The 26,458-nt window shown below is 70.7% G+C and carries 23 protein-coding genes; 13 read left to right on the top strand and 10 right to left on the bottom strand.

All coding sequences use genetic code 11. From position 1 onward, the window contains the following. Positions 1-4 precede the first annotated feature (4 nt). Positions 5-622 carry a DUF4129 domain-containing protein gene (locus JNL41_RS05220; protein ID WP_293473216.1) on the bottom strand — a complete coding sequence of 206 codons (618 nt, stop codon included), beginning with the start codon at positions 620-622 and terminating at the stop codon, positions 5-7. 84 nt (positions 623-706) lie between these two features. Between JNL41_RS05220 and JNL41_RS05215 the strand changes: the two genes are divergently transcribed. Further along, positions 707-1,414, top strand: coding sequence for a methyltransferase (locus JNL41_RS05215; protein WP_293473215.1), 708 nt, complete (start codon positions 707-709; stop codon positions 1,412-1,414). Between the two features lie 48 nt (positions 1,415-1,462). Continuing rightward, entirely contained in the window at positions 1,463-2,476 is a 1,014-nt protein-coding gene (locus JNL41_RS05210; protein ID WP_293473214.1) for an adenosine deaminase, read from the top strand. Positions 2,477-2,504: 28 nt separating this feature from the next. Here the strand turns inward: JNL41_RS05210 and JNL41_RS05205 are convergent, their stop codons facing one another. Beyond that, positions 2,505-2,930 carry a GNAT family N-acetyltransferase gene (locus JNL41_RS05205; protein WP_293473213.1) on the bottom strand — a complete coding sequence of 142 codons (426 nt, stop codon included), beginning with the start codon at positions 2,928-2,930 and terminating at the stop codon, positions 2,505-2,507. An 89-nt stretch (positions 2,931-3,019) separates the two neighbouring features. Here JNL41_RS05205 and JNL41_RS05200 point away from each other — a divergent pair, with 89 nt between their 5' ends. From JNL41_RS05200 to JNL41_RS05185, 4 genes are all read left to right on the top strand, one after another. Beyond that, entirely contained in the window at positions 3,020-4,231 is a 1,212-nt protein-coding gene (locus JNL41_RS05200) for a parallel beta-helix domain-containing protein (protein WP_293473212.1), read from the top strand. After that, the gene (locus tag JNL41_RS05195; RefSeq protein WP_293473211.1) at positions 4,231-5,286 is read left to right on the top strand and encodes an SO2930 family diheme c-type cytochrome; all 1,056 of its coding nucleotides are present in this window, start codon (positions 4,231-4,233) and stop codon (positions 5,284-5,286) included. The genes JNL41_RS05200 and JNL41_RS05195 overlap by 1 nt, the downstream gene beginning before the upstream one ends. Further along, entirely contained in the window at positions 5,283-6,089 is an 807-nt protein-coding gene (locus JNL41_RS05190) for a CAP domain-containing protein (protein ID WP_293473210.1), read from the top strand. Before JNL41_RS05195 ends, JNL41_RS05190 begins: the two co-directional genes overlap by 4 nt. A 122-nt stretch (positions 6,090-6,211) precedes the next feature. Next, a complete protein-coding gene (locus JNL41_RS05185; RefSeq protein WP_293473209.1) occupies positions 6,212-7,303 on the top strand; it encodes an NADH:flavin oxidoreductase in 1,092 nt (363 codons plus the stop codon). Positions 7,304-7,327: 24 nt separating this feature from the next. Here the strand turns inward: JNL41_RS05185 and glcF are convergent, their stop codons facing one another. The 6 genes from glcF to JNL41_RS05155 form a co-directional block, all read right to left on the bottom strand. Continuing rightward, entirely contained in the window at positions 7,328-8,608 is a 1,281-nt protein-coding gene (gene glcF, locus JNL41_RS05180) for a glycolate oxidase subunit GlcF (protein WP_293473208.1), read from the bottom strand. Beyond that, complete coding sequence (locus tag JNL41_RS05175; protein ID WP_293473207.1) at positions 8,605-9,777, bottom strand: FAD-binding protein; 1,173 nt, start codon at positions 9,775-9,777, stop codon at positions 8,605-8,607. Before JNL41_RS05175 ends, glcF begins: the two co-directional genes overlap by 4 nt. Further along, positions 9,777-11,264 carry an FAD-linked oxidase C-terminal domain-containing protein gene (locus tag JNL41_RS05170; protein WP_293473206.1) on the bottom strand — a complete coding sequence of 496 codons (1,488 nt, stop codon included), beginning with the start codon at positions 11,262-11,264 and terminating at the stop codon, positions 9,777-9,779. The genes JNL41_RS05175 and JNL41_RS05170 overlap by 1 nt, the downstream gene beginning before the upstream one ends. Before the next feature lie 52 nt (positions 11,265-11,316). Then, the gene (locus JNL41_RS05165) at positions 11,317-12,171 is read right to left on the bottom strand and encodes a phytanoyl-CoA dioxygenase family protein (RefSeq protein ID WP_293473205.1); all 855 of its coding nucleotides are present in this window, start codon (positions 12,169-12,171) and stop codon (positions 11,317-11,319) included. A gap of 40 nt (positions 12,172-12,211) precedes the next feature. Further along, complete coding sequence (locus JNL41_RS05160) at positions 12,212-12,994, bottom strand: enoyl-CoA hydratase-related protein (protein ID WP_293473204.1); 783 nt, start codon at positions 12,992-12,994, stop codon at positions 12,212-12,214. Between the two features lie 132 nt (positions 12,995-13,126). Then, positions 13,127-14,275 (bottom strand): acyl-CoA dehydrogenase family protein, encoded by a 1,149-nt coding sequence (locus tag JNL41_RS05155; protein ID WP_293473203.1) that lies wholly within the window; start codon positions 14,273-14,275, stop codon positions 13,127-13,129. A 194-nt stretch (positions 14,276-14,469) separates the two neighbouring features. On the opposite strand from JNL41_RS05155, the gene JNL41_RS05150 reads away from it, so the two are divergent. The 4 genes from JNL41_RS05150 to JNL41_RS05135 all read left to right on the top strand — a co-directional run bounded on the left by JNL41_RS05150 (position 14,470) and on the right by JNL41_RS05135 (position 21,158). Further along, entirely contained in the window at positions 14,470-16,125 is a 1,656-nt protein-coding gene (locus JNL41_RS05150; RefSeq protein WP_293473202.1) for an AMP-binding protein, read from the top strand. A gap of 9 nt (positions 16,126-16,134) precedes the next feature. Then, positions 16,135-17,727: a carboxyl transferase domain-containing protein gene (locus tag JNL41_RS05145; RefSeq protein WP_293473201.1), complete on the top strand. Its 1,593-nt coding sequence runs from the start codon at positions 16,135-16,137 to the stop codon at positions 17,725-17,727. Positions 17,728-17,865: 138 nt separating this feature from the next. Further along, positions 17,866-19,746 carry a biotin carboxylase N-terminal domain-containing protein gene (locus JNL41_RS05140; RefSeq protein WP_293473200.1) on the top strand — a complete coding sequence of 627 codons (1,881 nt, stop codon included), beginning with the start codon at positions 17,866-17,868 and terminating at the stop codon, positions 19,744-19,746. A 20-nt stretch (positions 19,747-19,766) separates the two neighbouring features. Further along, complete coding sequence (locus tag JNL41_RS05135) at positions 19,767-21,158, top strand: FAD-binding oxidoreductase (RefSeq protein WP_293473199.1); 1,392 nt, start codon at positions 19,767-19,769, stop codon at positions 21,156-21,158. 61 nt (positions 21,159-21,219) lie between these two features. Here JNL41_RS05135 and JNL41_RS05130 read toward each other — a convergent pair whose 3' ends face one another. Then, positions 21,220-22,434, bottom strand: a complete 1,215-nt coding sequence (locus JNL41_RS05130; RefSeq protein ID WP_293473198.1) for a CoA transferase — start codon at positions 22,432-22,434, stop codon at positions 21,220-21,222. Between the two features lie 123 nt (positions 22,435-22,557). Continuing rightward, a complete protein-coding gene (locus JNL41_RS05125) occupies positions 22,558-23,487 on the bottom strand; it encodes an aldo/keto reductase (RefSeq protein WP_293473197.1) in 930 nt (309 codons plus the stop codon). A gap of 186 nt (positions 23,488-23,673) precedes the next feature. Between JNL41_RS05125 and cpaB the strand changes: the two genes are divergently transcribed. From cpaB to JNL41_RS05110, 3 genes are all read left to right on the top strand, one after another. After that, positions 23,674-24,594: a Flp pilus assembly protein CpaB gene (gene cpaB / locus JNL41_RS05120; RefSeq protein ID WP_293473196.1), complete on the top strand. Its 921-nt coding sequence runs from the start codon at positions 23,674-23,676 to the stop codon at positions 24,592-24,594. A gap of 13 nt (positions 24,595-24,607) precedes the next feature. After that, positions 24,608-25,933: a type II and III secretion system protein family protein gene (locus JNL41_RS05115; protein WP_293473195.1), complete on the top strand. Its 1,326-nt coding sequence runs from the start codon at positions 24,608-24,610 to the stop codon at positions 25,931-25,933. After that, on the top strand, positions 25,933-26,458 hold a 526-nt coding region (locus JNL41_RS05110; RefSeq protein WP_293473194.1), incomplete at its 3' end, for a hypothetical protein. The genes JNL41_RS05115 and JNL41_RS05110, both read left to right, overlap by 1 nt.

The following is a 26,458-nucleotide window of genomic DNA, read 5'->3' as shown; positions in this document are numbered from 1 at the left end:
GCGCTCATCGCCAGCCCTCGGCGAAGGCGAAGGCCTCGTAGTCCGCCCGCGCCGCGCCGAACTCGTCGGCGCCGGCCGCGCGGCCGCCGAAGAACGTCCGCTCGACCGCCTGCGCCAGCCGCGCGAAGGCCTCGCGCGCGGAGGGCGGCAGCACGGACAACGCGGCGAGGTCGCGGCTGGTGAGCGCCGGTCGCACATGGCCGGGCCGACGGGCCACGAGGTCGTCGATCGAACGGTAGAGGAGCATGTGGATCGCCTCCTCGAACCGCCCGGCCGCGGCAAGGGTGTCGGCGTCGTCTAGGAGCGCCCTGGCCTTTTCGGGCTCGGGCCGCCAGTCGGTCGTGGCCGTCACGGTGCGCTTGCCGCGCAGCCAGCTCTCGGGAACCGTCTCGCGCAGGATGAAGTAGAGGATCAGCAGGCCGCCCGCGATCACCCCGCCCCAGAAGACCGGGACCAGCACCGGCCCGGAGGCCTCGAAGAAGTCCAGCAGCCACTGCGGCAGTCTCGCGGGCGCGTCGACCTTCGCGCCGGCGAAGTCGAACTGCAGGCCGCGGGTCTCGAGCAGCGCCTTGTGCGCCGCGGCGAGCTTCTGCTCCGCCGTCCCCGCCTCTACGCTCGCCACGCACGCCCCCAAGTTGCGGAACCGAGCCTAAGCGCGCCTGTCGAAACCGGCTAGCCTGGAACGTCTCACCGGCGGGAGGACATCATGACGCTCATCGCGCTCTTCGCCGCCGTGGCCTCGATCCTGACCGCGCCCCTTCTCGATGCGCCGGGCCGCACCGACGACGACCGCGCCCGCGACCGGGGCCGAAAACCCGCGGAGACCCTGGCCTTCGCTGAGGTGAAACCCGGCTGGAAGGTCGCGGAATACACACCGGGCGGCGGCTACTTCACCCGCCTGCTCTCGCCCGCCGTCGGCGCGAAGGGCCGGGTCTACGCGTACCCGCCGGACGAGATCGTGAAGCTGCTGCCGCGCCACCTCGCCGACGCCCGGGCCAACGCCGCCGCCGCGCCCCTCAAGAACGTGACCGTGCTCACCGGCGCCACCGCCGCCTTCGCCGCGCCCGAACCTCTGGACCTCGTGTTCACCGCGCAGAACTACCACGACCTGCACACCCGCTACGCCCAGCCGGGCGCGGCGGCCGCCTTCAACGCAGCGGTGTTCCACGCCCTGAAGCCGGGCGGTCGCTACGTGATCGTCGACCACCGCGGGCCGGCGGCCGAAGGCGCGCCCGACCGCCTGCACCGCATCGACCCGGCTGAGGTCCGCCGCGAGGTCGAGGCCGCCGGCTTCCGCTTCGACGGCGAGAGCGCCGCGCTCGCCAACCCCGCCGATCCCGGGACGGCGCAGGTGTTCGACCCGAAGGTCCGCGGCGCCACCGACCAGTTCATGCTGCGCTTCCGCAAGCCCTGAGCGGTCCGCCGCCTTGACCCCGACGGCCCGAGGCGCGACCACCTTCCGATGACCGACCTCTCCGCCTTCATCCGCGGCCTGCCCAAGGCCGAACTGCACCTGCACATCGAGGGCAGCCTCGAGCCCGAGCTGATGTTCGAGCTCTCCCGCCGCAACAAGGTGGCGATCCCGTTCAGGAGCGTGGAGGAGGTGCGCGCCGCCTACGCCTTCTCCAACCTCCAGGACTTCCTCGACATCTACTACCAGGGCGCCCAAGTGCTGCTGACCGAGCAGGATTTCCGCGACATGGCGATGGACTACTTCCGCCGCGTCGCCGCCGACGGGACGCGCCACGTCGAGCTCTTCTTCGACCCGCAGACGCACACGGATCGCGGCGTACCCTTCGGCGTCGTCGCCGACGGGTTGCTGGCCGGGATGGCCGAGGCCGGGCGCGACCTCGGGATCACGTCCAGCCTCATCCTCTGCTTCCTGCGCCACCTCGACGAGGACGCCGCCTTCGCGACCCTGAAGGCCGCTGAGCCCTACCTCGACCGGATCGCGGGCGTCGGCCTCGACTCCTCCGAGGTCGGCCATCCGCCCTCGAAGTTCGCGCGCGTCTTCGCCGCCGCCGGCGAGCGCGGCCTGAAGCGCGTCGCCCACGCCGGCGAGGAGGGCCCGCCCGAGTACGTCTGGGAGGCGCTGGACCTGCTCAAGGTCGACCGCATCGACCACGGCAACCGCGCCCTGGAGGACCCCGCGCTGGTGAAGCGCCTGGCCGCCGAGGGCATGACGCTGACCGTCTGTCCGCTTTCCAACCTCAAGCTCTGCGGCGTCAGCGACCTCAGGCTGCACCCGCTGAAGACGATGCTCGACCGGGGCCTGAAGCCCACCGTCAACTCCGACGACCCGGCCTACTTCGGCGGCTACGTGGGCGAGAACTACACCCGGATCACCGAGGCGCTGGGCCTGACGAAGGCCGACCTCGTCACACTGGCCAAGAACAGCTTCACCGGCTCGTTCCTGCCCCCGGACAGAGTGGCGGAGCACGTCGCGGGGATCGACGCCTACGCGGCGGCCAACTGAGCCCTGTCGTCATGCCGTGGGGAGGCGCTCAGTCCGCCGTGTCCAGCTCATAGACCACCATCTCGGTCCCCTTGAACCGACGGCTCTCGTAGAGGCCGCGAGCCTCGATGTTGTCGAGTTCCGTCCCGAGCCACGCATACGCGCAGCCCTGCTCGTGGCCCCACGTCATCAGCTCGTCCAGCAACCGCCCGCCGATGCCGCGCCGCCAGAGGGCGGGCGTGACCCCCATGTTGTCGACATAGAGTTCCGGCGGCTGGTCGGGCGACAGGTGGACCATCCCGCGGGTCTGGCCGACCACGACCCCGTCGCGCACCGCCAGCACCATCATGTGCCTGCGCTCGGCCAGGTAGGCGGCCAGGAAGGCGGGATTCACGGCCTCGTCGAAAACGTCCGGGGCCACCCGGTCCAGCAGGGCCTCGTCGCCTGGACCCACACGCACGATCTTCGGTTCCATGCGCCGGAGCTTAGGGGTTGCGTGACCCTTGTGAACAACGGCAGGCTTCCGAAGTTGAACGGGGCGTCAGGACCCTGTGGGAGGCACTCATGATCCGCTTCGCCCTCGCGCTCTTCGCCGCCTCGGCGCTCACCGCCGCCGCGAACGCCAGGACGCTCGCCGTGACGCCCGGCCCCGACGCGCAGGAGCGCATCCAGACCGCGCTGCTCGACGCCCGGCCGGGTGACGTGGTTGAGCTCGCCGCCGGCCGCTACGACCTGACCGACGGGCTCTCGCTCGACGTCGACAACGTCACGGTGAAGGGCGCCGGGGCCGACAGGACGGTGCTGTCGTTCAAGGGCCAGAAGGGCGCGGGCGAGGGCCTGCTCATCACCTCCGACAAGGTCACCGTCCGCGACTTCGCCGTCGAGGACACCAAGGGCGACGGCATCAAGTCCAAGGGCTCGGATCAGATCAGCTTCCTCAACGTCCGGGTCGAATGGACCGGCGGCCCGAAGGAGACCAACGGCGCCTACGGCGTCTATCCGGTCTCGTCCTCGAACGTGCTGATCGACCAGGTGGTCGTAAAGGGCGCCTCCGATGCCGGCATCTACGTCGGCCAGTCCCGGAACATCGTGGTGAAGCGCAGCCGCGCCGAGTTCAACGTCGCCGGCATCGAGATCGAAAACTCGATGAACGCCGACGTGTTCGACAACGTCGCCACCCACAACGCCGGCGGCATCCTGGTCTTCGACCTGCCGAACCTGCCGGTGATGGGCGGCCACTCGCACCGGGTGTTCCGCAATCGGGTGGTCGACAACGACACCCAGAACTTCGCGCCGAAGGGCAACATCGTGGCCGGAGTGCCCACCGGCACCGGCATCATGATCATGGCCAACCGCGACGTACACGTGTTCGAGAACGTCATCGACGGCAACAAGAGCGCCGCCGTCATGTTGGTCGCCTACACACAGAAGTTCGACGACAAGACCTACAATCCGCTGCTGCGCGACGTGGTCGTGCGCGACAACAGGATCGGCCGGAACGCCTGGGATCCGCAGTTCAAGGGCGGCGACATCGTCAAGGCCATGCTGGGCGGCAACGTGCCCCCGATCATGTGGGACGGCGTCACCGCCTTTCCCGGCATCGCCGACACCGTGAAGGTGAAGATCACCGACGGACCGATCCTCAACCTCAACCTGCCCGCGCCGGGCGAGGTGGAGAAGGCCAGGCCGGTCATCGCCAAGACCATCGGCGACGTCCAGCTCGCCGAGCCCAAGGCCGTCGTGCTCCCGAAGCCCCAGGCCGACCTCGGAGCCTGATGCGCCGCCTGTTCGCGAGTCTCGCCGCCATCGCGTGCCTGGGCGCCGCGCCTGCCCCGCCGGCCGTTTCGCTGGAGACGCTGCTCGCCGAGACCCCTGCGCCGAAGTTGGCCGACTACCGGCTCTTCACCGATGCGGCCGGCCGCAAGCCGAACCGGGGCCTGACGCCCTACGCGCTGAACACGCCGCTGTTCTCGGACTATGCCGAGAAGTTCCGGATGCTCTACCTGCCGCCGGGCAAGGCCGCCGCGTACCGCGCCGACGGCGTGCTGGACTTCCCCGTCGGCGCGACGCTGGTGAAGACCTTCGCCTACCCCGCCGACTTTCGCCGGCCGGACGAGAAGGTCCGCTATCTCGAGACCCGCCTGCTGATCCGCAAGGAAGCCGGCTGGACGGCCCTCGCCTACGTCTGGAACGCCGCCCAGACCGAGGCCGTCCTCAAGCGCGCCGGGACCCGCCTCGAGGTCGGCTTCACCGACGCGGCGGGCAAGGCGGTCCACGTCGACTACGCCGTCCCGAACCAGAACCAGTGCAAGGAGTGCCACCAGCTCGACAGGACGCTGGAGCCCATCGGTCCCAAGGCGCGCAACCTCAACGGCGACTATCCCTACGCCGGCGGCGCGGAGAACCAGCTCGCCCACTGGAGCCGTCTGGGCCTGCTGACCGGAGCGCCGGCGCCGGCCCAGGCGCCGCGCACGGCCCGCTGGGACGACCCGGCCGAACCGCTGGAGGCCCGCGCCCGCGCCTACCTCGACGCCAATTGCGCCCACTGTCACAACCCGCGCGCCGTGGCCTCCAACTCGGGCCTGTTCCTGAACCTGGAGGAGACGCGGCCCGCCCAGCTCGGCGTCGGCAAGGGGCCGGTCGCCGCCGGCCGCGGCGCCGGGAACCTCAAGGTCGGCCTGTCGCCGGGCCACCCGGACGAGTCGATCCTCGTCTATCGCATGGCCTCCACCGAACCCGGCGTGATGATGCCCGAACTCGGCCGCGCCCTGACCCACGACGAAGGCCTGAAGCTGATCCGCGAATGGATCGCCCGGATGCCTGCCAGGTGAGCCGCCCCAGCCGCCGCACGGCGCTCGCCACGGCCCTCGCCGCCGTCGCCGCGCCCGCGGCCGCCGAGGCGATCCGCGACGCCGCCCCGCCGGCGTCCGACGCCGCGGCCTGGTCCGCCTACGAGGGCCGGCTGCGCGACCGCATCGCCGACGCCGGCGGCGGCCGCTTCGACGACGCGGCGGCGCGCGAGGCGCTCGTCCTCTCCAACGCCGCACGCACGGCCGCGGGCGCACCGGCGCTCGCCTGGCACGACGACCTCGAGAAGGCCGCCCGCGCCCACGCCGGGGACCTCGCGCGGCGCGGCTACGTCGAGCACCTCTCGCCCGAGGGATTCGATCCCAGCCATCGCTTCTGGCTGCTCAGCCGGCGCGTCATCGGCTCCCCGTCCGAGAACATCGGCTACCACTCGGGTCCCGGCTCGCCGGTCGGCGCCCGGCACTTCATGGACCAGTGGAGGAAGAGTCCCGGCCACTGGCGCAACATGCTGCGGGCCAGCCACACGCACGGCGCCTTCGCCATGGTGCGCGGGCCGCGCCAGGCGGTGCTGGTCGGCCTCTACGTGAACCCGCTGGCCGAGTTGGCCGAGCCGCTGCCGTTCCACGCCAGGGGCCAGGAGATCGGTCGCGCGATCCGCAGCCTTCCGCCCGAGGCCCGCCCGCGCCTCTCGGTGCCGCAGGGCTCCCGGCTCGGCGAGGTCGACGGCACGCCGCCGGTCATGCAGTTGACGGCGGTCCGCCTTGTCGAGGTCGGCCGGTTCGATGTGATCGGCGGCCCGATCTTCCTCGCCGCCGGGGGTGCTTGAACCTGCGGCGGGGTGTCCCCATGGCCCCGGCAAGCGCTCAACCGCCTTGCAGAAACGCTGGTTTGCGCGACCCCGCGGAAGGCGGCTAACCGTGGCTCGAACACATTCCCGGAGGCCTCGTCTTGGCTGACCTCTTCTCGCCCATGTCCTTCGCCCACGGCGGCCCGGTCATGAAGAACCGCTTCATGCTGGCGCCGCTCACCAACTCGCAGAGCCATCCCGACGGCGTCCTGTCGGACGACGAATTCAGGTGGCTGACCAAGCGGGCGGAGGGCGGCTTCGGCCTGACCATGACCTGCGCCGCGCACGTGCAGGCCGTGGGCCAGGGCTTCCCTGGCCAGCTCGGCGTCTTCGGCGACCAGCACCTGGCCGGCCTCGCCCGCCTGGCCGCCGCCATCAAGGCGAACGGCAGCGTCTCGGCGCTCCAGATGCACCACGCCGGCAACCGTTCGCCGAAGGACCTGGTCGGGACGCCGGTCTGCCCGTCCGACGATCCCGAGACCGGCGCCCGCGGGCTGTCGCTCGGCGAGGTCGAGCAACTGGTCGAGGACTTCGTCGCCGCCGCCGTCCGCTCCGAGAAGGCCGGGTTCGACGGCGTCGAGATCCACGGCGCGCACGGCTACATCCTGGCCCAGTTCCTTTCGCCCGAACTGAACCGCCGCGAGGACCGCTATGGCGGCTCGGTCGAGAACCGCGCCCGCATCGTGCGCGAGATCATCGACGGCGTGCGCGCCCGCGTCCGTCCCGACTTCCAGCTCGGCCTGCGCCTGTCACCCGAACGGTTCGGCCTGAAGCTGGGCGAGATCCTGGAGACCACCCAGGCGATCCTCAGCGACGGGAAGATCGACTACCTCGACATGAGCCTCTGGGACGTCATGAAGGAGCCGGTCGAGGAGGAATTCCAGGGTCGGACCCTGATGAGCTGGTTCACCGCTCTGGAGCGCGGCCAGGTGCGCCTGGGCGTCGCCGGCAAGATCACGTCCCCGGCCATCGCCTCGGAAATGCTGGAGAAGGGCGCTGACTACGTCCTGATCGGCCGCGCGGCCATCTTGCACCACGACTTCCCCGAACGGTCGCGCGACGCGGCCTTCACGCCCACGCCGCTTCCGGTGACCGCCGAATACCTCCGCAACGAGGGGCTGGGGCCCGCCTTCGTGAAGTACATGTCGACCTGGCCGGGCTTCGTGCAGGCACCGGAGACGGTCGAGGCGTAGGGCGGGTCCGAACGGGACGAAGGCCTACGCGGAAGCCCGCAGCGCGCCCGGCGCGATGGCGGCGGGCATCGGCCCGCCGGTCGCCCAGTCCAGCAGCTCCACCGGATGCACGACGGGCATGTCCAGGACCGGCGAGAGCTGCGCCATGCAGCCGATGTTGCCCGCCGCCAGCACCGTGGCCTCGGTGGACCTGATGTTGGCGGCCTTGCGGTCGCGTAGCTGCGTCGCGAGCTCGCTCTGCAGGATGTTGTAGACGCCGGCCGAGCCGCAGCAGAGATGCCCCTCGGGGACCGTCCGCACCTCGTAGCCCGCCTCGGCCAGCAGGCGCGGCGGCGGGGCCTTGACCTGCTGGCCGTGCTGCAGCGAGCAGGCGGCGTGGTAGGCGACGCTGGGCCGGCGGATCTTCACCACCTCGGGCAGGCCCACCTCGGCGATGAATTCCAGCACGTCCTTCGCCCGCGCGGCGGCCGTCTCCCCGGGCGGGCCCAGCAGGCGGCCGTAGGCCTTCAGCGCCGTGCCGCACCCCGCGGCCGTGGTGACGATCGCATCGATCTTTCCGGCGCGGGCCCACGCGTCGAGGTTGGTCTGCGCCATGCCCCGGACTTCCTCGGCCCGGCCCAGGTGCTCGGAGATCGCCCCGCAGCAGCCCTCGCCTTCGGCCAGCACGACCTCGTAGCCGGCCCGCGTGATCAGCCGGATCGCCGCGGCGCGGATCTGCGGCGCCATCGCGGGCTCCACACAGCCCTGCAGCAGGACGACGCGGCCCCTGGCCCGGCCGCGCGCTTCCCGCGCCACCCGCGGCGTCGGCGCAGGCGGCGGCACGAGGCGCAGCAGCGCGGCGAGCTGCGGCAGCTTCAGCCGCTCGAACAGCGGGCCCAGCGGACGCGCCAGCCGGCCGGCGAACAGCGCGAGCCGAAGCCGCCGCCGGTCGGTCAGGATCGCCGGGATCAGCGACCGCAGCGTCCGCTCGAACCAGGGCCGCCGGTAGTGCGTCTCGATGTGCGCGCGGGCATGGTCGATCAACTGCGCGTAGTCGACGCCCGACGGGCAGGTCGTGGTGCAGGCGAGGCACGAGAGGCAGCGGTCGACGTGCGTCACCGTGCTCGGCGCCGGCGGCCCGCCGCGCTCCAGCATCTCGCGGATCAGCTCGATCCGGCCGCGCGGACTGTCGCGCTCGTCGCCCAGCAGGACGTAGGTCGGGCAGGTCGCGGTGCAGAAACCGCAATGGACGCACTTGCGGATGGCGGCGGCCGAGGCGGCGGTCTTCGGGTCGGCGAGTTGTTCGGGCGTGAAGGCGGTCCTCATTCTCCGCCCTCCATCCGGCCCGGGTTCAGCACGCCGAGCGGATCGAACGCCGCCTTCACCCGCGCCTCCAACTCGCCCAGCGCGCCCGTCCGCGGCCCGAACGCCTCTCCGCCCCGCAGCCTGAGCGCATGTCCGCCCAGACCCCGGACGACGCCGCGCACCTTCGTCGCCGGCTCGTCGCTCAGCAGCCACGCCTGGCCGCCGCCCCAGTCGTAGAGCGCGTCGCCCGGCAGGCCGTGCGGCCCCTTCCAGCCCGAGGCGGGCGGCAGCGAGAGCCGCCAGAGCGGCCGCGGATCGCCCGCGAAGGCCTCGACTTCCCGGATCTGGGCCCAGAAGTCGCCGCTGTGCGCGGCGCTGAGCTCGTCGATGCGGCCGAAACTCCTCAGCACGCCGTAGAGCGCCTCGGCCCGCGCCGCGACCGAGGCCTCGAAGCCCTCCAGCCGCAGCGCCGTCACCGGCATCTCCGCCTTGAGCGGGCGCGCCCTGGCGGCGAACGACGGCAGGTGCGCCGCGCCCGAGACCTCGTAGGGCCCGTTGAGCGCCGTCGTCATCACCTCGCTGGCCCGGACGTCCGGCAGGCCGAAGAGCAGCAGCGTCGTCTCCGTCCTCGGCGCCGGCAGCACCTTGATCGTCGCCTGCGTCAGCACCGCCAGCGTCCCCCACGATCCGGCGATCAGCTTCATCAGGTCGTAGCCGGTGACGTTCTTCACGACGCGGCCGCCGGCCTTGAACGCCTCGCCGCGGCCCGACACGGCCTCGAAACCCAGGAAGTGGTCGCGCGCCGCGCCGACCCGGATGCGCCGCGGTCCCGACAGGTTCGCCGAAAGCACCCCGCCCAGCGTCGGCTCGCCGCGCACCCCCAGCAGCCGCGTCCACTTCGGCGGTTCGAACGCCAGCATCTGGCCCTTGCCCGCGACCAGCCGCTCGAGGTCGGCGATCTGCACACCGGGCTGCGCGGTCAGCGTGAGTTCGTCCGGCGCATAGTCGACGATCCGGTCGAGCCGCGCGGTCGAGAGCAGCGCATCGACCCGGTCCATGCCGCCGATCGACCGCTTGGTGCCCGAGCCGATCACGGCCACGCTGCGGGCCGCGGCCCCGGCCTCGGCGACGATCTCCTGCACCTCGTCGGGCGACGCCGGCTTCAGGGTCTTGAGCGCCTCGTCCAGCATCAGAACCGCGGCAGCTCGGGAAAGGCCAGCTTGCCCCTGTGGACATGCATGCGGCCGAGTTCGGCGCAGCGGTGCAGGGTCGGGAACACCTTGCCGGGGTTGAGCAGCAGGCCGGGGTCGAAGGCGCACTTCACCCGCTGCTGGCAGGCGAGGTCGGTGGGATCGAACATCTCGCCCATCAGGTCGCGCTTCTCGACGCCCACGCCATGCTCGCCGGTCAGAACGCCGCCGACCGCCACGCACAGCTTCAGTATGTCGGACCCGAAGGCCTCGGCCCGCTCCAGCTCGCCCGGCCGGTCGGCGTCATAGAGGATCAGCGGATGCAGGTTGCCGTCGCCGGCGTGGAAGACGTTGGCCACGCCCAGGCCGTACTCGCGCGCGAGTTCGTAGATGCGGGCGAGCACCTGCGGCAGCTTCCCGCGCGGGATGGTGCCGTCCATGCAGTAGTAGTCGGGCGCGATCCGGCCCACCGCCGGGAAGGCGGCCTTGCGGCCTGCCCAGAACGACAGCCGCTCGGCCTCGCTCTGCGACACCTTCACGAAGTCGGCGCCGCGCTCGGCGGCCAGGGCCCGGACATGGCCGGTCAGCTCGGCGCACTCGGCCTCGGGCCCGTCCAGCTCGCAGATCAGCAGCGCCGCGGCGTCCACCGGATAGCCCGCGCCCACGAACGCCTCCGCCGCCCGGATCGCAGGGTTGTCCATCATCTCCAGGCCCGCCGGGATCACGCCCGCCGCGATGATGTCGCCGACGCACGCGCCCGCCGCCTCCACCGACGGGAACCCCAGCAACAGCGCCTTGGCCGTCTGCGGCTTCGGCAGGATGCGCACGGTCACCTCGGTGACCACGCCCAGCAGTCCCTCGGACCCCGTCACCAGCCCCAGCAGGTCGTAGCCGTCGGCGTCCATCGCCTTGCCGCCCAGCCGCACGACCTCGCCGCTCATCAGCACGAGTTCGCAGCCCAGCAGGTTGTTGGTCGTCAGCCCGTACTTCAGGCAATGCACGCCGCCGGAGTTCTCGGCCACGTTGCCGCCGATGGTGCAGGCGATCTGGCTGCTGGGATCGGGCGCGTAGTAGAAGCCCTGCGCCTCGACCGCCGCGGTGATCCCGAGGTTGGTCACCCCCGGCTGCACGACGGCGCAGCGGTTGGCGTAGTCCACCTCCAGCACGCGATTGAACTTCGAGAGCCCCAGGACGACGCCGTCGGCCAGCGGCAGCGCGCCGCCCGACAGCGAGGTGCCGGCCCCGCGCGGCACCACCTTCACGCCGTTGGCCTGGCACCAGCGAAGGACGTCGGACACCTGCGCCGTCGTCTCCGGCAGCACGACCGCGAGCGGTTGCTGGCGATAGGCCGACAGCCCGTCGCTCTCGAACGGGACCAGCGCCGGCGGCTCCGACACGACACCCTCGCCCGGCACGATGCGGCGCAACGCCCGCACGATCTCGCCCTTGCGGGCGATCGTCGCGTCGTCTGGCGCAGGCATCTTCATGCGGCGAAGCTATGCGCTGTCGCGAGTCCCCGCCATCCCTGCCGCCGCCCAATCAGCCGTCGTAGAAGAAGGGCGTGTGCAGGCCGACCACGCGGCGATCGCGCTCGCTGCCGGCCTCGGCCCGCGCGACAGCCTCGGGCGACAGGTGGTTCGTGTGCGCGGTCGTCAGAATCCGCTGGGCGATGTCGCGGCGGCCGTAGTGGACCTGCAGGAAGAACCGGCCCGCGTCGGCGCCAGGCGTGGTGGGCATCCGGCGATGCCAGACGTCGGAGACGAAGAAGCCCGCGTCGCCCGCCTCGACCACGAACGGCACGACCTCGCGGCCCTCATAGGTGAGCGTGTCGTCCAGATGCCGGCCGCGCGGGGGCGGCTTGCCCGAAAGGTGGCTGCCCGGCAGTACGCCGGTCGGTCCGTCCTCCAGCGTGCAGTCCTGCAGGTAGACATGCACGCCGACCGCGAACACCGGGTGGGGAATGTCCGCCGGCCAGGCCGCGCCGTCGGGAAGCGGGATGTGCGGGCCCGCGTCGACGTGCCAGTTCTGGCCGCCGTGGCTGCCCGGTTGGCCGGCCGGATTGCGCCAGGCGGTGTTGGCGATGACGTGGCAGTCCTCGCCCAGCAGGGGCTCGATCACCGCCAGCAGCTTCGGGTTCGCCACCGCCCGCTGCGCCGCCGGGCTGCGGTTTAGCATGGCGTAGCGGAACATCTGCGCGTCCTCGAACGGACGGTTTCCGCGCTCGTCGGGCGGATCGCGTTCGAAGATCGCGCCGATCTCGTCGCGCAGTTCGGCCACCTCGTCGGGCGACAGCAGGCCGCGCAGGATCGCGTAGCCCTCGCGTTCGAGCTGCCCGGTCTCCGGGCTCGCCGGCTCGGTGCGATACTCCAGGTAGGGCATCCCGCGCCGGATCATGGCGTCCTCCCCTCGACCGTCTGCGAGGAGCCTAGCGCGGCTACCGGCCTTCGAACACCGGGGTGCGCTTGTCGTTGAAGCTGGCCACGCCTTCGCGCCGGTCGGCCGTCGTGAAGAGGTGGTTGTAGACCGTCAGCTCGAGATCCATGGCGTGCTTCAGGTCCAGGTCCTGGCCGCCATGCACCACCCGTTTCAGGCCGCGCACCGACAGCGGCGCGCGGCTGGCGATCTGCCGCGCCACGCCCCGCACCGTCTCCATCAGGGCGTCGGCCGGAACCACCGCGCTGACCAGGCCCCACTCCAGCGCCTTCTCGGCCGTGAACGGCGCCGCGGTCGTCATGATTTCCAGCGCCCGGCGCGGACCCACGGCGCGGGTCAGGAGCTGCGTCCCGCCCAGGCCCGGCATGATGCCCAGCCCCGCTTCCGGCAGGCCGAACCGCGCGCCCTCGGCGGCGTAGGTGAAGTCGCAGGCGAGGCTCATCTCGCATCCGCCGCCCATGGCCGCCCCCTGCACCGCGGCGATGATCGGGACCGGGCAGGCGAGCTGGGCGCGGATCATGGCCTCGAACAGCCGATGCTGCTCGGCCCACGCCTCGTCGGTCATGCCGTTGCGTTCCTTGAGGTCCGCGCCGGCCTGGAAGTGCCTGCCCTCGCCCTCCAGGATCACCACCCGCAGGTCCGTGTCGCTCCGCAGCCTGCTCCAGATGTCGAGCAGTTCGCGCCCCATCGCCGTCGAGAGCGCGTTCGCCACCTCGGGCCGCGCGAAGGTGATGACGGTGATCCCGGCCTCGGGCTCGGTCACCTTGATCGTCTGATAGGCCATCGCATCACCCCCTGCGCGCCGCAGGCGCTGTCATTAGGAACCGCGGAAAACGCGGAATAGCGCGGAAGGAGTCCAGCATACTTTCCGCGTCATTCCGCGTTTTCCGCGGTTGAATCTTGGGACGCTGACGCGTCAGAAGCTCTTGGGTTGTCCCAGCACGTGGGTGGCCACGTGGCTGAGGATCAGGTTCGTGGAGATCGGCGCCACCTGGTAGAGCCGGGTCTCGCGGAACTTGCGCTCGATGTCGTACTCCTCCGCGAAGCCGAAGCCGCCGTGGGTCTGCAGGCACATGTCCGCGGCGTACCAGCTCGCCTCCGACGCGGTGAGCTTGGCCATGTTGGCCTCCGTGCCGCAGGGCTGGCCGGCCTCGAACAGCTCGGCGGCCTTGTCGACCATCAGGCTGGCGGCCGTCATCTGCACGTAGGCCCGGGCCAGCGGGAACTGCACGCCCTGGTTCTCGCCGATCGGGCGGCCGAAGACGACGCGGTCCTTCGCATACTGGCTGGCGCGGTCGATGAAGAACCTGGCGTCGCCGATACACTCCGAGGCGATCAGGATCCGCTCGGCGTTCATGCCGTCCAGGATGTATCTGAAGCCCTTGCCCTCCTCGCCGACCAGGTTCTCGGCGGGCACCTCCAGGTCCTCGAACAGGAGTTCGGTCGTGGCGTGGTTCAGCATCGTGCGGACGGGCGTGATCGTGAGCCCGTTCCCCTTGGCCTTCTGCATGTCGACCAGCAGCACGCTCATGCCGGCCGAGGTCCTGGCCTCGTCGCGCGGGCTGGTGCGGCAGAGCAGCACCATCAGGTCGGAATGCTCGGCGCGGCTGATCCACAGCTTGCGGCCGTTGACGACGTACCTGTCGCCGACCTTCTTCGCGAAGGTGGTGATGCGGGTGGTGTCCGTCCCGGCGTCCGGTTCGGTCACCCCGAAGGCCTGCAGACGCAGTTCGCCCGTCGCGATCTTCGGAAGATAGGCCTCCTTCTGCGCCGGCGTCCCGTGCCGCAGCACGGTGCCCATCGTGTACATCTGCGCGTGGCAGGCGCCGCCGTTGCAGCCGCTGCGATGGATCTCTTCCAGCACCGCCGTCGCCGCCGCGAGCCCCAGGCCCGAGCCGCCGTACTCCTCCGGGATCAGCACCGACAGGAAGCCCGCCTCGGTCAGCGCCTGGACGAACGCCGTCGGATAGGCCCGCTCACGATCCAGCTCGCGCCAGTAGCTGCCGGGGAAGCGCGCGCACAGCTTGCGGACGGCTTCGCGGATCTCGGGAAAGGTCTCGCTCATGACGAACGCCTCTCTGCCACGCCGACCCTGGGTGAGCCTAGACCAGACACAATGTTCATCCGATCCGGGCGCGGCGGGCTCGCAGAGGGTGGTTCGTGGACCATTCTCGAGCCGCCGATCGAGCATCGCGCTTTCGGCAGATGACACGTGAGCATCTCGAAGCCACGATGCCGAAAACACGAGGGAGGCGGACGGTGGCGGAGTTGAGCTACGTCCATGGGGCCAGCGCGAACCCCCTGATCGGCTGCACGATCGGAGCGGCCTTCGACGACGCCTGCGCCAGGTATCCGGACACGCTCGCGCTGATCTCGCGCCATCAGGGGGTCCGCTGGACCTACGCCCAGCTCAGGGAACAGGTCGACGCCTTCGCCGCCGGGCTGATCGCGCTGGGGCTGGAGCGCGGCGACCGGCTCGGCGTCTGGGCCCCGAACTGCGCCGAGTGGGCGATCACGCAGTTCGCCACCGCCAAGGCCGGCGTCGTGCTGGTCAACATCAATCCCGCCTACCGGCTCGCGGAGGCCGAGTACGCGATCAACAAGGTAGGCTGCAGAGCCCTCGTCATCGCCGTGCGCCACAAGACCAGCGAGTACCTGGCGATGGTCCGGCAGTTGCGCGAGGCGGGCAAGCTGCCGAGCGTCGAGACCGTCATAACCATCGGCGACGATCCGCACCGCGGCTGCCAGTCGTTCCCACACATCGCAGGCACCGCCAAGCGCGCCGACCGCGCCGCGCTCGCCGACATCGGACCGACGCTCCAGTTCGACGACCCGATCAACATCCAGTTCACCAGCGGCACCACCGGCTTTCCGAAGGGCGCCACCCTCAGCCACCACAACATCCTGAACAACGGTCACTTCGTCGCCGAGGCGATGCGGCTGACGGCCGGCGACCGCCTGTGCATCCCGGTGCCGCTCTACCACTGCTTCGGCATGGTGATGGGCAACCTGGGCTGCATCACCCACGGCGCGACCATGGTCTATCCGGCCGAGGCGTTCGACCCGCTGGCGGTGTTGCAGGCGGTCTCGGAGGAGCAGTGCCAGGCGCTCTACGGCGTGCCCACGATGTTCATCGCCACCCTGGCCCACCCCGACTTCGCCGCCTTCGATCTGTCGTCGCTCCGCACCGGCTGCATGGCCGGCTCGCCCTGCCCGACCGAGGTGATGAAGCAGGTGATCGACCGGATGCACATGCCGCAGGTCACCATCGCCTACGGCATGACCGAGACCTCGCCCGTCAGCTTCCAGTCGTCCTGCGACGACAGCCTGGAGCGTCGCGTCTCGACGGTCGGCCGCATCCAGCCGCACCTGGAGGTGAAGATCGTCGACGCCGAGGGCCGCATCACGCCACGCGGCCAGCCGGGCGAGCTCTGCACCCGCGGCTACTCGGTGATGCTCGGCTACTGGGACGACCCCGAGCGGACCCCCGAGGCCATCGACGCAGCGGGCTGGATGCACACCGGCGACATCGGGGTCATCGACGACGAGGGCTACTGCAACATCACCGGCCGCATCAAGGACATGGTCATCCGCGGCGGCGAGAACATCTATCCGCGCGAGATCGAGGAGTTCCTCTATCGCCATCCGGCGATCCAGGACGTGCAGGTGATCGGCGTGCCCGACCAGAGGTTCGGCGAGGAGCTCTGCGCCTGGGTGGTGATCAAGCCCGGCGAGGCGCTGGAGGCGGACGCGGTACGCGAGTTCTGCCGCGGCCAGATCGCCCACTACAAGATTCCACGATACATAAAGTTTGTGGACGGTTTCCCCACGACCGTCACCGGAAAGGTGCAAAAGTATGCCATGCGGCACGCCATGATCGCAGAACTTGACCTCGTTCTCGAAAACACGGCGTAACTCGGCGCCATGAGGAAGCTGACTTCGGCGGTCGATCCCGCCTCTGCGGCCTTCGCCGCCAACGCAGCGGTCAACCGCGCCCTGACCGAGGAGTTGCGCGACCGCTCGGCCACCGCCGCGCTCGGCGGCTCGGCCCAGAGCCGCGAGCGCCACGTCAGCCGCGGCAAGCTGCTTCCCCGCGACCGGGTGATGCGCCTGCTCGATCCCGGCGCGCCGTTCCTCGAAGTGGGCGGCCTGGCGGCCAACGGCATGTACGACGACGAGGCGCCCGGCGCCGGCGTCATCACCGGCATCGGCCGCGTCTCGGGCCGCGAGGTGATGATCGTCGCCAACGACGCGACGGTGAAGGGCGGCGCCTACTTCCCGATCACGGTGAAGAAGCACCTGCGCGCGCAGGAGATCGCGCTCCAGAACCGCCTGCCCTGCGTCTACCTGGTGGACTCGGGCGGCGCGAACCTGCCGCACCAGGCCGAGGTCTTCCCCGACCGGGAGCACTTCGGCCGCATCTTCTTCAACCAGGCGCGGATGAGCGGCGAGGGCATCGCCCAGATCGCCTGCGTCATGGGCTCCTGCACCGCCGGCGGCGCCTACGTCCCGGCGATGAGCGACGAGACCGTGATCGTCCGCAACCAGGGCACCATCTTCCTGGGCGGCCCCCCGCTGGTGAAGGCCGCCACCGGCGAGATCATCAGCGCGGAAGAGCTGGGCGGCGCCGAAACCCACGGCCGCCGCTCGGGCGTGGTCGACCACGTGGCCGAGAACGACGAGCACGCGCTCACCATCGTCCGCCGCATCGTCGCCAACCTGAACACCACCAAGACGCACGAGCTGCACCTGGAGGAGCCCGAGCCGCCGGCCTACGACCCCGCCGAACTCTACGGCGTCGTGCCCCAGGACGTCCGCGCGCCCTACGACGTGCGCGAGGTGATCGCCCGGGTGGTCGACGGCAGCCGTTTCGACGAGTTCAAGGCGCTCTACGGGACAACCCTCGTCTGCGGCTTCGCCCGTATCTGGGGCTATCCGGTCGCGATCCTGGCCAACAACGGCGTCCTCTTCTCGGAGAGCGCGCTGAAGGGCGCGCATTTCATCGAGCTCGCCTGCAAGCGGAAGATCCCGCTGGTGTTCCTGCAGAACATCTCCGGCTTCATGGTCGGCGGCCGCTACGAGGCCGGCGGCATCGCCAAGGACGGCGCCAAGCTCGTCACCGCCGTCGCCTCCGCCGAGGTCCCGAAGTTCACCGTCCTGATCGGCGGCTCGTTCGGCGCCGGCAATTACGGCATGTGCGGCCGCGCCTACTCCCCGCGCTTCCTCTGGACCTGGCCCAACAGCCGCATCAGCGTGATGGGCGGCGAGCAGGCCGCCTCGGTCCTGGCCACCGTCCACCGCGACGCCGACAAGTGGAGCAAGGACGAGGAGGAGGCCTTCAAGGCGCCTGTCCGCCAGCGCTACGAGGACGAGGGCAACCCCTACTTCGCCACCGCGCGGCTGTGGGACGACGGCGTCATCGACCCCGCCCAGACGCGCGACGTGCTCGGCCTCTCCATTTCCGCGTCCCTGAACGCCCCCATCCCCGAGACGCGCTTCGGCGTGTTCCGGATGTGAGGCAGCGCATGGCGAACTTCTCGGCGCGCCAGCGCCATTCAATTCACCACGAAGCACACCAAGGCCACCAAGCGACTTGGTGCTCTTGGTGTCCTTCGTGGTTCCAAATGACTGCGCCTACGGCGCGCGAGGCGTCTGATGTTTAGGTCCGTCCTGGTCGCCAATCGCGGCGAGATCGCCCGCCGGGTCTTCGCCACCGCGCGCCGCCTAGGCATCGAGACCGTCGCCGTCTTCTCCGAGGCCGACCGCGACGCCGCCCACGTGCGCGACGCCGACAAGGCGGTGCTGATCGGGCCCGCCGCCGCCCGCGAGAGCTACCTGAAGGGCGACCGCGTCATCGCCGCCGCCAAGGCCGCCGGCGCCGAAGCCATCCACCCGGGCTACGGCTTCCTCTCCGAGAACGCCGAGTTCGCGGAAGCCGTCGTGGCCGCGGGCCTGATCTGGATCGGCCCGCCGCCGGGCGCCATCCGCGCCATGGGCCTGAAGGACGCCGCCAAGGACCTGATGCAAAAGGCCGGCGTGCCGGTGACGCCCGGCTACCTTGGCGAAGACCAGTCGCCCGCACGCCTGAAGAAGGAGGCCGAGACCATCGGCTACCCGGTGCTGATCAAGGCCGTGGCCGGCGGCGGCGGCAAGGGCATGCGGCTGGTCGAGAGCGCCGAGGCGTTCGACGCCGCGCTCGCCTCCTGCCAGCGCGAGGCCAAGGCCAGCTTCAGCGACGACCGCGTGCTGCTCGAGACCTACGTCACCCGCCCGCGCCACATCGAGGTGCAGGTGTTCGGCGACAGCAAGGGCAACGTCGTCCACCTCTACGAGCGCGACTGCTCGCTGCAGCGCCGCCACCAGAAGGTGATCGAGGAGGCCCCAGCGCCCGGCATGAGCGATGCGGCCCGCAAGGCCGTCACCGAAGCCGCCGTGAAGGCCGCCAAGGCGGTGGGCTACGTCGGCGCCGGCACGGTCGAGTTCATCGCCGACGCTTCCGCCGGCCTGAAGGGCGACCGCATCTGGTTCATGGAGATGAACACCCGCCTCCAGGTGGAACACCCGGTCACCGAGATGGTCACCGGCCTCGACCTGGTGGAGTGGCAGTTCCGCGTCGCCTCGGGCGAGGCGCTGCCGCTGAAGCAGAAGGACATTGGGCTCAACGGCCACGCCGTCGAGGCGCGCCTCTACGCCGAGAACCCGGCCACGGGCTTCCTGCCCTCGATCGGCAAGCTGGAGAGCTTCAGCCTGCCCACCAACGTCCGCGCCGATAGCGGCGTCGACGAGGGCGACCGGATCACGCCCTTCTACGACCCGATGATCGCCAAGCTGATCAGCCACGCGCCGACCCGCGACCAGGCGATCGCCGACCTGGCCGAGGCCTGCGCCGATGTCGAGGTCTGGCCGGTGAAGACCAACGCCGCCTTCCTGGTCCGCTGCCTGGAGACGCCGGACTTCATCGCCGGCAGCGTCGACACCGGCCTGATCGGCCGCGACCTCGAAACCCTGACCGCGCCGGCCGAGCCCTCGGCCGAGGCGCTCGCCACCGCCGGCTGGGCCTTCCGCGAGCGGGTGGAGAACCGCGAGCCTGAGACGACCCCGTGGGTCGACCTCAAGGGCTTCCGCCTCAATGCCCCGCCGATCGAGACCACCCGGCTGTTCTACGGCGCCCAGGCGGTCGAAGCCGACATGCCGGCCGAGCCGTCGCGCTTCATCCATGTGGAGAGCGACGAGGCGGTCGTGGTGTTCGAGGGCGGCGACGCCTTCGTCTTCCGCGACCATCCGCCGGCCGCCGACGCCGACGGCGGGAGCGGCGGCGACGGCGCCATTCGCGCGCCTATGCCGGGCAAGGTCACCCAGCTCTCGGTCAAGGCCGGCGACACCGTGACCAAGGGCCAGCCGCTGCTCGTCCTCGAAGCGATGAAGATGGAGCACGCGCTGGCCGCGCCCTTCGACGGCAAGGTCGAGGAGCTGTCCGCCGAGCTGGGCGCGCAGGTCAGCGAAGGAACCGTGCTCGCCCGATTGGCGGCGGAGTGAGCGGGGCGTAAGCTCGGCCCATGTCCGAGACTCTTGCCCGCGATCCGCTTGCCGAGGCGCTGACCAAGGCGCTGGGCCCCGATGCCGTGTTCACCGGCGACGCCGCGCTCGAGCGGGCGCAGGGCGCGTGGATGCGGCTGGGGACGCCCGTGGCCGTCGTCTGTCCGAAGACCACCGAGCAGGTCTCGGCAGTCCTGAAGATCGCCCATGGCCTGGGCGTTCCGGTCGTCCCCTGGGGCGGCAAGACCGGCCTTGCCGGCGGCGCCACCGCCGATGGCGCGATCGCGCTCAGCCTGGAGAAGATGAACGCCATCGAGGAGATCGACGTCGCCTCCGCCACCATGACCGTGCAGGCCGGCTGCATCCTGCAGGTCGCCTGCGAGGCGGCGGAAGCACAGGGCCTGCTGCTCCCGCTCGACCTCGGCGCCCGCGGCTCGGCCACCATCGGCGGCAACATCTCCACGAACGCGGGCGGCAACCGCGTGGTCCGCTACGGTATGATGCGCGACATGGTGCTGGGGCTGGAGGCGGTGCTCGCCGACGGGACGGTCGTCACGTCGATGAACCGCCTCATGAAGAACAACACCGGCTACGACCTGAAGCAGCTCTTCATCGGCTCGGAAGGCACGCTGGGCGTGGTCACCCGCGCCGTGCTGCGGCTGCGCAGTGCGCCGATCAGCCAGAACACCGCCTATGTCGCCACCGAGGACTTCGACTCGATCCCGCGGCTGCTGCGGACGCTGGAGAGCGGGCTCGGCGGCAGCCTCTCGGCCTTCGAGGTGATGTGGCCGGCCTTCTACGACCTCGTCACCACCGAGCCGGCCAGGGGGACCCCGCCGCTGGCCCGCGGCTATCCCTACTACGTGCTGGTCGAGAGCCTGGGCGGCGACGAGGCCGCCGACGCCGAGCGGTTCGAGCGCGTTCTGGGGCGGGCGCTGGAGGACGGGCTGATCGTCGACGCGGTCATCGCCAAGAGCCAGGGCGAGCGCGCCAGGATGTGGGCGCTGCGCGACGACGTGGGCCAGGTGAACCGCAACGGCCCCGCCGTCACCTTCGACGTCAGCCTGCGCATCGCCGACATGCCGGCATACGTCGCCGAGATCGACGCCAACCTCCGCGCCCGCTGGCCCAAGGTCGACAACTACGTCTTCGGCCACCTCGGCGACGGCAACCTGCACGTCCTCGTCTGGACCGGCGAGAAGGGGCCAGAGACCAAGAAGGCGGTCGAGGAGATCGTCTACGGCCCGCTGAAGGCCATCGGCGGCTCGGTCAGCGCCGAACACGGCATCGGCCTGCACAAGAAGGCCTACCTGCCGATGTCGCGGAACGAGGGCGAGATCGCCCTGATGAAGACCCTGAAGGTCGCCCTCGACCCCAAGGGCATCCTCAATCCCGGGAAGATCCTGGACTGAACGCCCCGCCTTTGAACGTCATGGCCGGGACAAGCCCGGCCATGACGTTCGTTGGGGGCGGTTAGGCTCCCGCGACCACCCCCGCGTCGTGCAGCCTGGCGATCTCGCCGCCCGACAACCCCAGCACCGCGCTCAGCACCTCGTCGGTGTGCTGGCCCAGCTTCGGCGCGGGCGTGACCGGCCCCCGCGCATCCTGCGGGATCGTGCCCATGGCGCCGGGCGCGTCGTAGGTCAGGCCGCTGGGATGCGTCACCGCCTCGAACAGCGGATTGTCCCTGTAGAGCCGGGTGTCGGAGAGCGCCGCGTCCAGCGTCTGGTAGCTGCCCCAGGTGACGCCGCCGGCGTCGAAGGCGGGCGCCAACTCGGCCGCCGTCCTGGCCGAGAAGGCGCGCTCGAACAGCGGGTAGAGCCGGTCGCGGTGGGTGAAGCGCAGGCCTTCGTCCTTGGCGAACGAGACGCCCAGCTCGGCCTCGACGGCGGCCGCCTCGGCGGCGATGCCCAGCACGTCCAGCGCCTTGCTCCACTGCTTCGGCGTGATGCAGAGCAGCATCAGCTTCTCGCCGTCCCTGGTCGTGAAGTCGCGGCCGAAGGCGCCGAACACGTCGTTGCCCATCCGTGGCCGCTGCTGGCCGGTCAGCAGGGTCTCGGCGGTGAAGCCGAGGTTGGCCATGGTGGCCGCGCCGATGTCGCTGAGCGGCGCGCGGATCTCGCGCCCGCCCTGACCGCGCATCCGCGCCAGCAGCGCCGAGACGAGGCCGAACGCGCAGTAGGCGCCGGTCAGCAGGTCCCAGGCGGCAAGGACGTGGTTGACCGGCCGCTCGTCGCCCTGGGGCCCGGTCATCAGCGGCAGGCCCAGCGCCGAGTTGATGGTGTAGTCCATGCCCTGCGAGCCATCGGCCCAGCCCATGACGCGCACGCAGATCAGGTCGTCGCGCAGCTTCTTCAGCGTCTCGTACGAGAGGAAACCCTCGACCGGGAAGTTGGTGACGAAGAGCCCGCCGTCGTCGCCCGGCGCCGCCGCCAGCCGTTGCGCCAGTTCGCGCCCCTCAGGCCGGGCGAGGTCGATCGCCACCGACTTCTTGGCCTTGTTCAGGCCTTCCCAGTAGAGGCTCGATCCGTTCTCCGCGAGCGGCCAGCGGCGGAAGTCCGGCCCGCCGCCCACGGTGTCGATCCGGATCACCTCCGCGCCCATCTGCGCCAGGTAGAGCCCGCACGTCGGCCCGGCCACGAACGCGGAGGCTTCGACGACCCGGAGGCCCTTGAGAAGATCGTACATCTACCAACCCCGCTCATCCCCGCGAATGCGGGGATGTGGACTGTCCTTGCCTGCTCCCTAGCAGCCCATGGCCCCTGCGGAAGGCAAGTCTGGATCCCCGCATGCGCGGGGATGAGCGGGAGGCTAGGCGATCAGCTTGCCGACCTCATCCACATCTTCCGGCGTGAGTTCCCAGGCGGCCGTCGCGGCGTTGGCGGCGATCTGTTCGGCGGAGGTCGCGCCGGCGATCACCGAACTCACCGCCTCGTGCCCCAGCAGCCAGGCGAAGGCGAGTTCCAGGATCGTGTGGCCACGCTCGGCGGCCCACCTCTCCAACGCCTCGACCTTGTCGAAGTTCGCGTCGCTCATCGCCTGCTGGCCGCGCGCGCCCCAGGCCGCCAGCCGGGTGCCTTCGGGCGGCGCCTCGCCGCGCCGGTACTTGCCCGACAGCAGCCCCGAGCCCAGCGGGAAGAACGGCAGGAAGCCCAGCCCGAAGTGCTCGCACGCCGGCAGCACCTCGCCCTCCACGGCCCGCTCCAGCAGCGAATACTGGTTCTGCGCCGAGACGAAACGGGTCCCGCCGGCGGCGGTCCAGTCGGCGTCGGCGATCTGCCAGCCTGCATAGTTGGAGTTGCCGAGGTAGCGGACCTTGCCCTGGGTCACGAGGTCGTCCAGCGCCCGCAGCGTCTCGTCCACCGGCGTGTCGGTGTCGGGCTGGTGGTGCTGGTAGAGGTCGATGTAGTCGGTGCCCAGGCGCGTCAGGCTGTCCTCGACCGCCTGCATGATCCACTTGCGCGAGCCGCCCTGCTTCTTCGGGTCGCCGCCCACGCGCATGCCGAACTTGGTGGCCAGCACGATGTCGTGCCGCCGCTTGCCCAGGGCCTTGCCGAGGAACTCTTCCGACCTGGTCCCGCCATAGATGTCGGCGGTGTCGAAGAGGGTGATGCCGGCGTCGATCGCGGCGTCCACCACGACCTGCGTCTGGGCCTCGTCGATCCGCATTCCGAAGTTGTTGCAGCCGAGGCCGACCACGCTGACCTTGAGCCCCGAATTCCCCAGCCTGCGCACCTTCATTTGCGGCCTCCCGTTCGCATCTCTCGTTGAGGCCCGAACCTAGCCGCTCGCCCGAGGAAAACACCAGCGCATAGCGCCGGTCTTCAGACTGATTGCCGGGGCGTTCACCTCGTTCGTTGGCGATATTGCAAGGCGCGCATCGTTAACTGCCCGAGAGAACACAAGAAAAGTCGGTCGGGTGACGTCATGCGTCTCGTAACCATCGCAAGCCTGGGGGCCTCCGCGGTCCTGGGCCTCGGCGCCCTCTTCGTCGCCAAGATCGCCCTGCCGAACGCGGCCTCGGCGAAGAGCGTCGCGCCGCGCCTGGAGCAGACCGGCCAGCCCATCGTCGTGGCTTCGCGGGCCATCAAGTACGGCGAGAAACTGGAAGCCGGCATGCTGGCGGTCATCAAGGTTCCGCAGAACGCCGTCCCGACGGGCTCGTTCGCCACCGTCGACCAGGCCCTGCAGGCCGACCATGGCGCCCCGCCGGTCGCGCTCACCCCCATCGCCCAGCGCGAGGCGCTGCTGCCGACCAAGCTCTCGGGCCCGGGCGCGCGGCCGACCGTCGCGGCCGAACTGGAGGAGGGCAAGCGCGCCTACGCCGTGAAGGTCGACGACGCCACCGGCGTCGGCGGCCACGCGCTGCCCGGCGACCGCGTCGACGTGGTGCTGATGCGCGACCTGACGCCGGACGGTCCGACGCGGAACTACATCTCCTACGTCGTCGTGCAGAACGCCCGCGTCCTCGGCATCGACCTCAACGCCGACCCGACGTCGGACAAGCCCGCCAGTCCGAACACCGCCACCATCGAAGTCTCGGTGGAGGACTCGCAGAAGCTGTCGATCGCCGCGACGCTCGGCACGCTGTCGCTGGCGCTGCGCCGCAACGGCGAAGCGACGGTCGCGTCGGCCCGGCCGATGCGCACGGCCGACTTCCTGTCGGGCGGGGCCAGGACCGGCGCGGTGCGCACCGCCTACCGCGGCCCGGCCGTCAGCTACGGCATCCTCATCGTCGAAGGCGCGCCGTCCAAGCGCGAGCGGGGCGCGTCGTCCCGCAAGGCCGCGGCGCCGCCGGTTCCGAAGCCGGTGCTGCCGCAGGCCAACGCCGCCGACGCGCTCAGCTAGGCGGACGCGTCCCATGTCCCAGTTCTTCCGCACCCTGGTCACGGCCCTCGTCGGCGTGGTCGTCGTGATCGCCGCCGCGGCGCCGGCCGCATCCGCCCAGGCCCAGACGCTCGCCAGCGAAGCGGCGCTGCGCCGCACGGTCTACGTGCCGCGCGACAAGTCGCTGTCCTATCGCCTGTCGCAGCCGGCGGCGAAGATCGTCATCGCCCAGCCCGAGATCGCCAAGGTCACCGCCACCGGCGACTCCAGCTTCTACGTCCAGGGCATGGAGTTCGGCTCGACCAACATGCTGGTCTACGGCCCGGGCGGCCGGCTCATGGAAGTCATCGACATCCGCGTGGGCTACGACGCGGCCAGCCTGCAGCACGACCTGACCAACGCCTATCCGAACGAACCCATCCAGGTCCGGAACCTGGGCGAGTCGCTGATGCTGGTCGGGGAGGTCTCGAACTCGGGGGTGCAGGCCCGCGCCGAGCAGATCGCCGGGAAGTACGCCCCTGAGGCGGTGATCTCGCGCCTGTCGGTCCGCGACGCCCAGCAGGTGGTCCTGGAAGTCCGCGTGCTGGAGGCCACCCGCTCGGCGCTGCAGGACATCGGCTTCACCAACCAGCTCACCAACAACTCGTTCAACTTCGCCACCGGCAACGGCCTGATCGGCCAGAGCGCGCCGGCCGGCGTCTTCCAGTTGTTCGGCGGCGTAGGGAACATCTCGATCGACAACAGCCTGGTGGCGCTGGAGGAGAAGGGCGTCATCCGCACGCTGGCCCGGCCGAACCTCGTCGCCATCTCGGGACAGAAGGCCACGTTCCACGCCGGCGGCGAATATCCCTATCCGGTGCCGCAGCGCGACAACGTGCTCAGCCTCGAGTTCCGCAAGTACGGCGTCGAGCTGACCTTCACGCCCTTCGTGCAGGACAACGGCCTGATCCGCCTGGAGGTGGAGCCCAAGGTCAGCCAGCTCGACTTCACGAACTCGCTGAGGATCCTGGGCTTCACCGTGCCCGGCCTGATCATCCGTCAGACCAAGACCACGGTGGAGCTGCGCGACAACGAAGCGCTCTCGATCGGGGGCCTGTTCCAGCGCGAGTACGCCAACTCGATGCGCCAGGTGCCGGGCATCGGCAACGTGCCCGTCCTCGGCGCCCTGCTGCGATCCAGCCGCTGGAAGCAGGCCGACACCGAACTCATCGTCATCGTCACCCCGCGCTACACGACGGCGGCCGACAAGGCGAAGGCGGCGGCCATGCAGGCCCCGCCCGGCAAGGAGCCCAGGGCCGCGGACCTGATCTTCGGCGGCAAGGCGCTCGATCGCCCGCTGACCCCCGAGGAGGGCCGTTGATGGCGCCTCTGAACCTGATCCGCGGCCGGCGTATCCTGGCCCTGGGCGCCGGCGTTTCCGGCGCCGCCGACGGCCCGCTGGCCGGCGCGGCGATCGAACAGGGGGCGGTGACCCAGCTCGAGGGCCTTCCGCAGGGCGCCTGGGACCTGGTGCTGATCGACGCCGACGCCTGGGACGCAGGCCAGCTTGCCCAGGCGGTGAAGTCGCTCTCGGCGCTCAGGTCGCCGCCGCCCGTGCTGCTGGCGGGCGAGACCCTGCCGGCGGGGCTGGTCCGCAACATCCTGCGCCTGCCCGCGTCCGACATCCTGGAGGCGCCCTACACGCCCGACCAGCTCGCTGCCGCGGTCGCCAGCCTGATCGCCGAGGCGCAGCCCGCGCCGGCGCCCGGCGCCGAGATCAACTCGCGCTGCTGGGGCGTCACGGGCGCCGTCGGCGGGTCGGGCGCGACGACCATCGCCATCGAGATCGCCCACACGCTCGCCGCCCGCTCGGGCAAGGAGCGCGCGGTCTGCCTGGTCGACCTGA

The sequence above is a fragment of the Phenylobacterium sp. genome, assembly GCF_016793285.1.
GTDB lineage: Bacteria > Pseudomonadota > Alphaproteobacteria > Caulobacterales > Caulobacteraceae > Phenylobacterium.
This window is presented reverse-complemented; position numbering and strand designations above follow the sequence as displayed.